The following is a 12,629-nucleotide window of genomic DNA, read 5'->3' as shown; positions in this document are numbered from 1 at the left end:
ACTCATTAATCACTTATGTGTGTTCAACAATTAATCCTAAACATCACACAACAAGCGCTTCGCCAACGAGCCGATCATATACGCCGTTTGCGTAAACCAGCGGCTCTATTTCATGGCCGAAATGAATATCTCTCACGAGGCCAATAAAAATATCATGAGAACCATACGACTGACAAAGATCTTGCTCACAAATTATTGATGATTGTGCATCATCAAGATAAGGAACGCCAAATTCGTCTTGAGTCCACGCGCCTTGATCAAAACGCGCTTCGCCCTTTGCGCCAACACTGCAGACATGAGCCAGCAACAAATGATCTCTGGCCAAAACATTTATGCAAAAATCGGCTCCCTCCTTGAGCGCTGGATAGGATGATGCATCACGGTTGATACAGAAAAGCATGGAAGGCGGTGCCATACTTACTGGTGTTACTGCGGTTGCTGCCATCACGTGGCGTTGCCCGTTTTTATCTACGCTCGAGATGAGCACGACGGACTTTGCAAGACCGCGCATTGCCAATCTAAATGAGTCCGCAGTATTGGATTTGGTTTCATTTCTCGGTGCATTCGGCATATCAATTTTTGCTTGTGAAGAAAGCAGCTACTCCCTGTTCGTATCGACCTTGCGGTATGAAAAACTTGATCATCACGTCTCTCTAACTTTGGGCAAATCAAACACAATCTCCAGACACAACGCAGCATACGCACGTAATGCGTGCGAAAACGGGATTGCCAATTGTGGGGATAATTCTGTTGCTTTCTACTTTCGTAATCAAATTTAGTAAGCGAATAATCGTCCATTAACCGGCACCACAAGCAGGAAAACCCTACTATATGAAATTCTCTGCGCTGCTGAGGGCCCTCAAGTATCTGACTGGCGTTACCGCAGCAATTTGTGTTGCCGGTCTACTTGCAACACTTTGGATTTATCGCGACATACCAGTTGAAGTTCTGGAAGCGGATTATGGTAAGCCGCCATCACAATTCATGATGATTGACGACGTTCGGATCCACTATCGTGACGAAGGTGATGGTACAACGATTGTTCTTATTCACGGACATTGGGGAAGCCTGTTTCAATGGGACTTCTGGATGCCAACCCTTCTGCAGAACCATCGCGTTGTGCGGTTTGACCTGACAAGCCACGGCTTAACTGGTGTTGATCCAACTGGTGACTACACAAATGAACGTGCCGTTTGGTTGCTGGAACAGCTTGCCGACCGGCTAAACCTCGAAAAATTTCACATAGCTGGGACTTCAATTGGCGGAATGATCGCTTACAAATATACTGCAGCTAACCCCGATCGAATTTTAAGTCTTGGGCTGATCAATTCTGGTGGCCTCAAAAACCCTACTAGGGGACCAGACGACCGTTATGAGATGGCTTGGTGGATTGACGCTCTTGCCTACTACACCCCGAAATCAATTGTAGAGAATATATTGCGCAACGTTGCTGGCGATCCGGCGAGCATCTCCGATGACGTGGTCGATCAGTGGTACCGCTTCAATATGGTTGAAGGTCAACGGGAAGCAGAGATAGAACGCAATCGACAATTCACAATCGGTCGCACCACTGAAGAACTTAATTTGATACGCTCCCCCACCCTGCTGATGTGGGGTGAATCTAACGGCAATTTACCTTTGAGTCAGGTTGATGAATTCAAAAGTCGATTGATAAACGCGCCCGTTACAACGGTGACATACGAAGGCGTTGGACACAATGTTACTTATGAGAATCCAAAGGAAAGCGCTAGAGATTACCTAGAGTTTGTCAAACAAGTACCTGCTGATGTCGCCGCACTGACTCACATATTTCGCAGATCATATTCTAAACTTTCTGAAGATAACTTCAGACACAAGAACTAACGCACCAAACGTATTTGGATCTCAAACATGCAAACACGCCTTCATCAAAATAGAGCAGCAGCATCGCCTCCTTCGTCATTTATTTCACTATTGATCTCGGACGGTGTTCGGTCGACTGCGGTTCGAAATCCAAACAAACCAGCCCTTATGATAGATTCCGAAGTGAGAACCTACCGCGAGTTTGTCAGTCGCATGAACAAAATCATCAATGCCGCTGCTGAAGACTTAAATTTAGGGCCTGGCGATCACGTTGCAATATTGGCAAGAAACCGCTTCGAATTCATGGAAGTAATGGTAGGCATTTCTGATCTGGGTGTTGCAGTTGCGACTCCAAGCCCAAGCCTTACCGCTATTGAAGTAAATGACATACTCTTAGACTGCGAGGCACAAGTCGTTTTCACCGAGCCTGAACTTGTGGATTTGATTAATGCAGATGCACTGCCAAAGCTTCACAAAATTATGACCTTCGGCGCTGAATTTGAAGCTTGGATTGATCAAGCATCCGATCGCCCTCGTAAACCACTTGCAGATGAATGGACAACGTTTTCCATTCCCTACACCTCTGGCACAACAGGAAAACCTAAGGGCGTTCTTGTGCCCCATCGCGCCCGAACACTTAACATCTATGCAATGGCTGTTGAATATGGGTGCTATGGTCCAGACCATCATTTCCTTGGCACGACGCCTATGTGTCATGGAGCCGGTTTCACAATGTTATATGCGAGCCTGTTCTTTGGAGGCACCGGTGAATTCATCAGACAGTACGATGTTGAGCACACGCTCGAAAAGCTACACCACGGAAACGCGACCGGCGTCTTTCTTGTACCTTCTCAATTTCATAAGATTTTTAACCTCGACGACAAGACCTTGGAAAAGTATCGCGGCACCAAACTAAGGTCGATCATTTCCAATGCTGCCCCGTTACAACAATCCTCAAAGGAGAGAATTGTAGACTACTTCGGATCGGACAAGCTGTTTGAGTGTTATGGCTCTACAGAAGCTGGGATAGTTTCCAATCTCAGGCCAGCTGATCAACTCAGAAAACAGAAATGCGTCGGGCACCCTTTCTTTTCAACCTCGGTAAATCTCCTGGATGAAGATCGGAATGAAGTCAAAAATGGTGAAGTAGGAGAGCTCTTTGCTACCGGGCCCTCGCTCTTCAATGGATACTGGAACAGACCCGAAGAGACCGCCGAAGCCTTCTATGGAGACTGGGTTACAGTTGGTGATATGGCTGTCAAAGATGACGAAGGCTACATTTATATCGTAGATCGCAAAAAGGATATGGTCATTTCCGGTGGCCTGAACGTGTACCCAAGAGAGATTGAAGAAGTCATTTCAGAACTGTCTGGTGTCACTGAAGCCGCTGTCGTTGGCGTTGAGGATGCCCAATGGGGTGAAAAGCTTGTCGCACATATCGTTCTGCAGAACGGAGCAAATGTCACCGCTAATGAGATTAAGAAGCACTGCTCGCAATCGCTGGCAGGATTTAAAATTCCTAAAGAGGTTATGTTCGAAACAGAGCTCCCGAGAAATCCAGCCGGCAAGGTGCTCAAAAGGGAACTTAAGAACCGCACAAAGATTTAACAGGTACGACTTAGAAAACGAACATTTCATTCATGATACAGGCTTCCCATAAAAGTCGGCATCTAAGCTCTTGATAGAGGTAATATTAAAAAAACTTATCTGAAGTGCCCTTCGCCCAGGAAGCGTCTAGTGTGTCTATGGAGAACAAATCGACAAGCTTGGCCTAGTAATTAAAAAGAAACGTCACGGAGCCACCATGAATCCTAAAGACTACAAGACCATATCTGTAACGCGTAGAGGCAGAGTTCTAATACTCAGCCTAAATCGCCCAGAGGCCCTCAACGCCGTGAATGGTGAAATGCACGAAGAACTTTCTCGCGTGTTCATTGATGCTCAAGACGATCAAGAGTCAGACGTCGTTATGATCACAGGATCGGGAAAAGCTTTTTCAGCAGGTGGCGATATCGGTTGGCTCAAAAGCATGACAGCAAACACCGCTGAATTTGACATTGTTCGTGCACACGGCAAGCGCATTATTTTTTCGATGCTAGATTGCGAAAAACCAATCGTCGCAAAGATCAACGGTCCCGCAGTCGGCCTTGGGTGTACCATAGCCCTTTTCTCAGACATCATCTTCGCTGCAGAAGATGCAGTGATTTCTGATCCTCATGTCAGTGTTGGCCTTGTGGCAGGCGATGGCGGGGCCGTGATATGGCCTCAGTTAATCGGATACGCTCGCGCAAAGGAATATCTCATGACCGGTAAACGGCTCTCCGGCTCTAAAGCAGCGGAGATCGGTCTGGTTAATCACGCAGTGCCGACAGGCGAGCTAGATGCAGCCGTAGATGTTTTTTGCGACGACCTGCTGGCAGGCGCTTTACTGGCAATTAAATACACTAAGGTTTCCATTAATATCGGTCTGAAACAGCTTGCTCATTCAATTCTCGATACCAGCCTGGCCTATGAGACCATCACCAATAGGTCGAAGGATCATCTCACGGCAGTCACCGCCTTCGCCAACCGTGAGAAACCTACTTTTACAGGCGAGTAAAATGGATTTTACAGAACCAGAGCATATCCAACTTCTTCGGGATTCACTGGCCCGTTTCACGGCGAAACATATGCCACGTGAACAAGCGCGGCTGTGGGACAAGAATGATCATTTCCCAGAGCAAGTGTTTAAAGCCCTTGGTGAGGCTGGAATGATGTCTCTGGTTGTCCCAGAGGTATATGGTGGCGCGGGTCGAGACATTTTGGCCTGTATGGTGGTCATCGAGGAATTGTCAAAGCGCTCCATGGCTGTCGCCGTACCGTACATTATGAGTGCCTGTTACGCTGGTATGAACCTCACAGAGTCGGCATCTGATCAACAGAAGCGAGACCTTCTGCCAAAGGTTGCTGAGGGGAAGATTATGTTTGCTTATGGATGGACTGAGCCAGATGTTGGCTCCGACGTTGCATCCGTAAAAACTACGGCCAAGCGCACGGATGGTAAAGTCATCATCAACGGGTCTAAACGGTTTTGCACCGGTGGTGGCATTGCCGATTACCTCTATACCGTCTGCAACTCAGACCCTCATGGTGAGCGTTACAAAAATCTTTCGATCGTCCTCATACCCAAAGGCGCGCCAGGCTTCGAAGTAAAACACATGGATATGATGGGCTTTAAGGGCGCAGGAACGACTGATATCACGCTCGATAATGTGGAGGTACCAGAAGATCACATTCTCGGTGGACCGGACGGGTGGAACCAGGGATGGAAGATGATTGCCGGGCCTGGCTTGGACGTCGAAAAACTAGAAGTGGCGGCTATGGCGCTCGGTCTCGGCCAGGCAGCCTTTGATGATGCCTGGAATTATGCCCAGGACCGCATCCAGTTCGGCAAAGCCGTATCAACCTATCAATCGATCCGACATAAACTGGCAGACATGAAAACGGCGCTGCATGCCAGCAGGCTAATGCTTTATAATGCGGCTTGGATGGCCACCAATAACATGCGTGCTGGCGTTGAGACCTCTATGACTAAGTTGTTTGTGACTGAGCAATGTAAATTGGTTTGCCAAGAAGCTCAGACAATACTTGGCGCTTATGGCTATTCTAAAGAGTTCGACACAGAGCGCTACGTTCGGGACAGTTTACTCATGCCCATCATCGGCGGCACCTCGTCCATTCAAAGAAACAATATCGTAAACTGGTCTGGATTAGCAAAAGCGTGATTTCAGCGGCATCAATTTCGAGTAAACGAGATTTATTTTAAGCTATTATCACAGAAAAAATGGTCTTTATTAGCTAGATTTCCTATCATCTAGATTCCCCATGACAATACTCTCTCATAACGATGGTAATGATTCAGAAAGAAAAACTGAGACCATTCGCACCCACCTGCTTTAAATATGTTTCTAAGATGGATTCGAGATTCAAGACAACAAAACGATGTGGACGGTGAACCTCACCACAAACCACCTCAAACGGCTGAGCCCGTTTCCGACAGACCAGCAAGGGCAACGCTGCGTCCCGGGCTTCTCCCTCTAAATTCTCAGCATCATTTAGCTCTATCGTCATGCAACGTTCAACGTTCTGGATGCAGGAAATCGGCCACAGAGACTTTTAGGGATTTGGGGCGATTCGGCAGAGAATCGAAGTCTGCAAGCGTCTCCGTTACAGCCAAAACCGGCCAGTTCTGCGCCATTCCGGGGCAGAAATTCTCTGGCGGTGAGTTCGAGCAAAAAGGAGTGGTGGGCCCGGCAGGACTCGAACCTGCAACCAGACCGTTATGAGCGGCCGGCTCTAACCAGTTGAGCTACGGGCCCCACCTGCCCCGCCATATTAGCGCGGACGGCGACAAAGTAGCGTTACCTTTGCCGAGGTCAAGCGTACAGATTATTTCTAAACCACCTTCAGGCGAACGCCGACCACCTAAAGTGGCTTTATCAGTAAGTCTTCCCTGTAATATGGAACATCGCCATCAGCCCAAAGTGAGATCTGATATGAGCCAGCGACGACCACTAAAAACACATCGACTTATGAGCCGGCGGATAGCGGCAAGCCTTCTTACCAGCACCGCAATCGGTGCAGGCATGGCTGTCAGTGAGTTGATTTCGAAGCCTGCTCTTGCCTCTAACCAAGGAGACACTCTTATGCCTTCTGACAGGCAGCTAACGACAGTGCGCAAAGCTTATGCTGATGGGCCTTATGGGCAGATTCATTATCGTTACGCCGGAGATAAAACCTCCTCAGAAACGCCATTGATGTGCTTGCATGCCAGCCCCTTGTCAGGAATTCTTTACGATTATTGGCTGGCCGAAATGGCAAAAGATAGGTTTTGTGTCGCACCTGACACACCAGGTTACGGTGGATCTGACACACCAAGTGAGCCTCCACTCATCGGTGACCTGGGCGATTTAATGATTGGTTTTATGGACTCGGTTGGTCTGCAAACCGTGGATGTTATGGGCTACCACACAGGCTCTTTCACATCGGCTGATCTAGCAATGCGCTATCCCGAGCGCATTCGAAAAGTCGTGATGATCTCGGCCCCGATTTTTGATCAGGCAATCATTGATGATTACAGCACACGCATCTACGACGCCGTGCCACCGCTTCATGAGGTGTTGGCTTCCACAGCTAAAAACTTACGCGAGAACGGTCGCGGTATGTTTCGGGATATGACTGATGAGCGTTATGAGGATGTTAGTCTTGAGCGTTTACGTCATTTCCGAACGGGCAACTGGGGCTTCCGAGCCGCGTTTGCCTATGACCTGACAAAAACACTGCCGGAGGTCGATCAGCCAATTTTGATCCTAAATCCTGAAGATGATCTATGGGAGCAAACACCCAGGGCAAAGCCCTTTCTAAAGAACGGTCGCATCCACGACTTGCCGGGATGGACTCATGGGCACCTGGACATGCACACCGAAGAGATGGCTGACATCGTGCGGGGGTTTTTGGCGGAACCTATATGACCCTTGGTGTATTACGTCCGTCACATATCCGCCTTGCCCTACCGCTTATCATCGGCTTTTTTTGGCCGGTTACGGCACTGACCCAGAGCGTTGCGGGTGTTTTTAGTCCGGTCGTCAATGAAGGTCATATCTCGGCAGAATACCGTTTGGGCTTCGTGCCCGAGGGAGACCGCGCCGTCCACCGCCTCCACTACCAGCGCGCAGTAAACGACTCGGTCTTGTGGCGCGTTTCAGCACAAGGGCGCCATGCGTCGGGTGCGTCATTCTATCTCGACCATCTCGGCGTCGAGCTAACATGGCAAATCACAAATAATGCGGCGCCCTGGCAGAGTGGCATTCGGATAGATGCCCGCTACAATAACAGACACGAGAATGGCTCATTTGCGGTGAACTGGGCCAATCAAGTTCAGCTCTCTGACGGCGTATATCTTCGTTTCATTGGGCAAGGCGCCTTAGATATAGGCAACGGCAGACGCAAGGGTGTGTTGTTACAGACACGCGCCCGCATCGACTGGGCTGCTTCAACTGTGACAACGCTCGGCATTGAATCCTACAACACTTACGGATCGACTGTGGAGATTCCAGCTTTGAAAGACCAAGTCCACCAGACAGGTCCCTTCATAAGCGCTCGTTTGGGACGTGAGTGGTCCGTATACGGCATTCTACTGGTCGGTGTGACCGCGGCCAGCCCCGACGAAGAAATCCGTGTGCGCCTTGGCCGGCGCTTCTAGCACCGGCCGCTCCAACCTTTTAGTTGTCGAGGAAACTTCGAAGTTTCCTCGAGCGACTTGGATGCTTCAGCTTACGCAGCGCTTTGGCTTCAATCTGCCGGATACGTTCACGTGTAACCGAGAACTGTTGACCAACTTCTTCCAGGGTGTGATCCGTGTTCATACCGATGCCAAAACGCATGCGGAGCACCCGCTCCTCACGAGGAGTGAGGCTTGCAAGAACGCGTGTCGTGGTTTCCCGCAGGTTGCCCTGAATAGCCGAATCAATTGGCTGTATGGCGTTTTTATCTTCAATGAAGTCGCCCAAATGGCTGTCTTCTTCGTCACCAATTGGCGTTTCAAGCGAGATTGGTTCCTTTGCAATCTTGAGAACCTTGCGCACTTTCTCCAGCGGCATCTGCAGCTTTTCAGCAAGCTCTTCAGGTGTCGGCTCACGGCCAATTTCGTGCAGCATCTGGCGGGACGTTCTGACGAGTTTATTGATCGTCTCAATCATATGGACCGGAATACGAATGGTCCGCGCCTGATCCGCAATGGAACGCGTGATCGCTTGACGAATCCACCACGTGGCATAGGTGGAAAACTTGTACCCACGACGATATTCAAACTTATCAACGGCCTTCATCAGACCAATGTTGCCTTCTTGAATAAGATCGAGGAACTGCAGGCCACGGTTTGTGTACTTTTTAGCGATAGAAATCACCAAACGAAGGTTGGCTTCAATCATTTCCTTCTTCGCTTTGGAGGCCTCGCGCTCGCCTTTTTGAACGGTAGAGACGACACGGCGGAGTTCAGAAATAGACAAGCCTGCCATTTCCGAGACCTCAGCGATGCCGGTTCGCAAGTCTTCAATTTCGGTTTTGTATTTGGCACCAAAATCTTTCCAGCCTTTGCCGGTTAACCGGCGCACCCGGGCAAGCCATTTCGGATCTAATTCACTGCCGTAGTATTGCTCAATAAACTGGTCTCTCTTGACCTTAGCCTTGGTTGCCAACTGCATAAGTTGGCCTTCCATGATCATCAGAGATTTATTGAGGTCGTTCATCTGCTCGACCAGATAATCAATACGAGCATTGTTCAGATGAATGTCATCCATCATCTGAATCAGTTCTTGTTTGTATTTCTGATAGCGCTTCTCAACGGTCTTGGCGATTTCTTCACCAGTATTGAGAGACGTCAAACGCTGATCTTGCGCGCGCTTCATCTTAGTATAGACACTGGAAATTTTTTCGAAGGCACTGACCACCTTCGGCATCAATTCAGCTTCCATAGCGGCCAGAGATACTGCACCCTCGTCGTCGTCATCGTCGTCGTCGTCTGAATTATCAGAGGTAGACTCCGTTTCCGAGCCATCTTCATCAGCCTTATCATCAGAGCCGCTAGACTTTGCGTTGTCATTATTCGATTCTGGCGGCTTTGCAACTGAAGCGCCAGGCGCGGCTGGGTTGACTTTGGCATTGTTTGTGGCCGAGTTACCGCCATAGGTAGTATCGAGATCAATAATATCGCGTAGCAGCATTTTGCCATCGACCAACGCATCGTGCCAGGACAGCAATGCACGAATGGTCATCGGGCTCTCGCAAATACCGCCAATCATCATTTGCCTGCCAGCTTCGATGCGTTTGGCAATCGCAATTTCGCCTTCACGGGACAACAACTCGACAGAGCCCATCTCGCGCAGATACATGCGAACAGGATCATCCGTGCGACCGATATCGCTTTCACCAACATTGCCGCTGGCTACAACTTCGGTGGCTTTTTTTTCGGCTTCTGTCTCAGAGTTCTCGTCTTCTTGCTCGTCTTCTTCGACGACGTTAATGCCCATTTCCGAGAGCATCGACATCGTGTCTTCGATTTGCTCAGAAGACATCTCTTCAGACGGTAGAGCGCTATTGAGCTCTTCGTAAGTGATGTAGCCTTTCTCTTTGGCTTTCTGAATCAGTTTTTTGACTGATGCGTTGGTGGAGTCGAGAAGCGGGCTATCGCCTTCTTCCCGTTCTTCCTTTTTCTCAGTCTTGGCTGCGGCCTTAGTCGCCATGGAGCTACGCTCTCCCTTCGTTAAACCATCCCAGCGACTCACGCTTTAGCAATGCGTCGCTTCCCCCGTCGGGCCTCTTCATACAGCCCGTCTGGGCTATCTTTACGACCGATCATTATCGTCTGACTCTTGACCTTCAGTTCTCAAAGACTGAAAAACTGCAAAGGCATTGTCGGTCGGATCATTGATCAAATCATCTGCTGCACGCCGGACATCTGCCTCTAAGTCGCCGCGCTGACATAACGAAAACGTGTGATCCCACCCTTTCGTTGCGTCCTCAAGTTGAGCCTCTTGACGTGCAAATCCGGCGTGTATGTAAACCTCTGAACTGATTAGCTTCTTTAGTTCGTCGGAGAACCCTAATTCTGATAAGTGGTCCTTTAAGACCTGGGATTCAAGGTTCGACGACTGCGAGAGGTGCATTAAGGCCGATTGTCGAAGTGAGTCAAGGCGCGAATCGGCATACGGCATAGCTCCAAGCCGCTCTTCAACATGATCCAGGAGCTCTGGATGGTTGATAAGCGTGGCTAACAAGATTCGATGTCGTAAAGTATCCACGTCCATAGCGGACTGTTTTGCCGCAAAATGAGGTGGTCTTGAGCCAGTTTGCAGGCCCCGGCCTGGCCGAGTTGTATTGCCACCGCTCTGCCCCCGGAACAGCTGATATATGCGCTCACGAAGCAAGCGCCGATAATGCCCTTGAACCGAGCCATCTTTAATCACCCGAATCAATTCATCTGCTTCTTTCTCTAGCGCTGCCCGACGCTCAGGCGTATTGATGCGCCGCCCCTCGATAAGACGCCGCCAGATAATTTCGGACAACGGTAGGGCACCATCAAGCACAGCGCGCATTGCTTCTTTCCCGTCTGACTTAATTAGATCATCTGGGTCCTGCCCTGCTGGCAAAATCGCAAATCTCAGTGATCGCCCTGGCTCCAGCATTGGCAGCGCCCGGTCGGCGGCCCGCAGAGCAGCTTTTTGCCCCGCGCTATCGCCATCAAAACAAAGTATGGGCTCAGGGGATATGCGCCAAAGTAAAGCGATCTGCTCTTCAGTGAGGGCCGTTCCTAAAGGCGCAACAGCGTTTGTGATACCGGCCTGGGATAACGCAATAACGTCCATGTAGCCCTCGGCAATAATCACTTCGCTTTGCTCTGCGGCAGATTTTCGCGCTTGTGAATACCCGTAGACAATATGCCCCTTGTGAAAAAGGGGTGTTTCCGGTGAGTTCAGATACTTTGGCCCGCCATCCCCCAAGACTCGACCTCCGAAGGCCACTGGCCGCCCGCGTGCGTCGAGAATCGGAAACATGACCCGGTCACGGAAAAAATCGAAAGAGGGTCGCCCATCCTGGCCGGGGCTCAGAACACGCGTTTCTATAGCAATATCTTCACCTATGGAGTCTCGTAATAAAGCCGCTTTAAGGGCATTGCTCCCGGGTGCGTAACCCAGACGATAGGCTTTGATGACAGCGTCACTTAAGCCACGGTTGCGGAGGTAGTCATAAGCCTCACGCCCTTCTGGTGATCGCAATTTTTGCTCATAAAATCGACAAGCAAACTCGACAGCATCCTGAAGCGTGGTGCGGCGTTCCGCCCGCTGCGCTTCTTCTGGCGTAGCGCGAGGAACTTCCAAGCCAGCCTCTTCGGCCAGTCGTTCTACAGCCTCTGGAAATGGCACGCTCTGGGTTTTCATGAGGAACGTAAAGATGTCGCCGTGCTCACCGGACGAGAAGCAGTGGTAAAACCCTTTCTCATCATTGACCGTGAAAGACGGCGTTTTTTCAGATGTGAACGGGCTTAAGCCTATGAACTCCCGACCACGGCGCTGAAGTTTGACCGCACGTCCAACCACCGACGACACGGGCACACGCACGCGGATTTCATCAAGAAAATTAGGAGGGTAGGACATATGGCATCCCTAACCTGGCCCTTATGAATCGCCCAAACAATGGTGCGTCAGGCAAGATTTTCCTTAACCACCGAACTGGCCTGACCGAAATCCATCCGACCAGAGAAGCGCTCTTTAAGGGCCGCCATCACCCGCCCCATATCCTTTAAACTGGAGGCTTCAAGCTCACCAATTACATCCGTGACAGCGCCACGAATCTCATCCTCATCGAGTTGCTCCGGCATAAAGCGGGAAATAATTTCAATCTCTTCTTGTTCCCGCTCAGCCAGTTCGCAGCGACCGCCTTGCTCATACATGTCGATGCTATCGCGGCGTTGCTTAATCATGGACTGAAGCATTTCAAGGATTTCAGCATCATCTATGCCGTCGGTATTGCCGCGCCCACGATCACAAATGTCGCGATCCTTGAGCGCTGCAAGAATAAGGCGAACTGTGGCGACGGACCTTTTGTCGTTGCCACGCAGCGCATCTTTCAGCGCGTCGGAGAGTTGGTTACGTAACATGGAAAAAGAACTTCCTAAATAGAAGTTAAGGGATCAAAATAACCTATTAGACGGACTAACGCAAAGCCTTCTCGCATGCGATCAAGTTATTGTT

The 12,629-nt window shown here is 49.8% G+C and carries 10 protein-coding genes and 1 tRNA gene; 6 read left to right on the top strand and 5 right to left on the bottom strand.

The window, feature by feature from the left end:
* Positions 1-43: 43 nt before the first annotated feature.
* Positions 44-571 carry a flavin reductase family protein gene (locus RIC29_09275; GenBank protein MEQ8735103.1) on the bottom strand — a complete coding sequence of 176 codons (528 nt, stop codon included), beginning with the start codon at positions 569-571 and terminating at the stop codon, positions 44-46.
* 260 nt (positions 572-831) lie between these two features.
* Between RIC29_09275 and RIC29_09270 the strand changes: the two genes are divergently transcribed.
* The 4 genes from RIC29_09270 (at position 832) to RIC29_09255 (ending at position 5,606) form a co-directional block, all read left to right on the top strand.
* On the top strand, positions 832-1,863 hold the full coding sequence (locus RIC29_09270) for an alpha/beta hydrolase (protein MEQ8735102.1): 1,032 nt from the start codon (positions 832-834) through the stop codon (positions 1,861-1,863).
* A gap of 27 nt (positions 1,864-1,890) precedes the next feature.
* Entirely contained in the window at positions 1,891-3,450 is a 1,560-nt protein-coding gene (locus RIC29_09265) for a class I adenylate-forming enzyme family protein (protein ID MEQ8735101.1), read from the top strand.
* A 196-nt stretch (positions 3,451-3,646) separates the two neighbouring features.
* A complete protein-coding gene (locus tag RIC29_09260) occupies positions 3,647-4,441 on the top strand; it encodes an enoyl-CoA hydratase/isomerase family protein (protein ID MEQ8735100.1) in 795 nt (264 codons plus the stop codon).
* Position 4,442: 1 nt separating this feature from the next.
* Positions 4,443-5,606: an acyl-CoA dehydrogenase family protein gene (locus RIC29_09255; protein MEQ8735099.1), complete on the top strand. Its 1,164-nt coding sequence runs from the start codon at positions 4,443-4,445 to the stop codon at positions 5,604-5,606.
* 517 nt (positions 5,607-6,123) lie between these two features.
* Here RIC29_09255 and RIC29_09250 read toward each other — a convergent pair.
* Positions 6,124-6,200: transfer RNA gene (locus RIC29_09250), tRNA-Ile, on the bottom strand.
* Between the two features lie 327 nt (positions 6,201-6,527).
* Here RIC29_09250 and RIC29_09245 point away from each other — a divergent pair.
* Positions 6,528-7,352: an alpha/beta hydrolase gene (locus RIC29_09245; protein MEQ8735098.1), complete on the top strand. Its 825-nt coding sequence runs from the start codon at positions 6,528-6,530 to the stop codon at positions 7,350-7,352.
* Entirely contained in the window at positions 7,349-8,083 is a 735-nt protein-coding gene (locus RIC29_09240; protein ID MEQ8735097.1) for a hypothetical protein, read from the top strand. The genes RIC29_09245 and RIC29_09240 overlap by 4 nt, the downstream gene beginning before the upstream one ends.
* A gap of 19 nt (positions 8,084-8,102) precedes the next feature.
* Here the strand turns inward: RIC29_09240 and rpoD are convergent, their stop codons facing one another.
* The 3 genes from rpoD to RIC29_09225 all read right to left on the bottom strand — a co-directional run bounded on the left by rpoD (position 8,103) and on the right by RIC29_09225 (position 12,535).
* Entirely contained in the window at positions 8,103-10,121 is a 2,019-nt protein-coding gene (gene rpoD / locus RIC29_09235; GenBank protein MEQ8735096.1) for an RNA polymerase sigma factor RpoD, read from the bottom strand.
* Positions 10,122-10,223: 102 nt separating this feature from the next.
* Positions 10,224-12,032, bottom strand: coding sequence for a DNA primase (gene dnaG / locus RIC29_09230; protein ID MEQ8735095.1), 1,809 nt, complete (start codon positions 12,030-12,032; stop codon positions 10,224-10,226).
* A gap of 47 nt (positions 12,033-12,079) precedes the next feature.
* Complete coding sequence (locus RIC29_09225) at positions 12,080-12,535, bottom strand: GatB/YqeY domain-containing protein (GenBank protein MEQ8735094.1); 456 nt, start codon at positions 12,533-12,535, stop codon at positions 12,080-12,082.
* Between the last annotated feature and the right edge of the window lie 94 nt (positions 12,536-12,629).

The sequence above is a fragment of the Rhodospirillaceae bacterium genome (genome assembly GCA_040219235.1).
In the GTDB taxonomy this organism is placed as follows: Bacteria; Pseudomonadota; Alphaproteobacteria; order Rhodospirillales; family Rhodospirillaceae; genus WLXB01.
The sequence above is the reverse complement of the archived record's forward strand: the minus strand, read 5'-3'. Positions and strand labels throughout refer to the sequence as shown.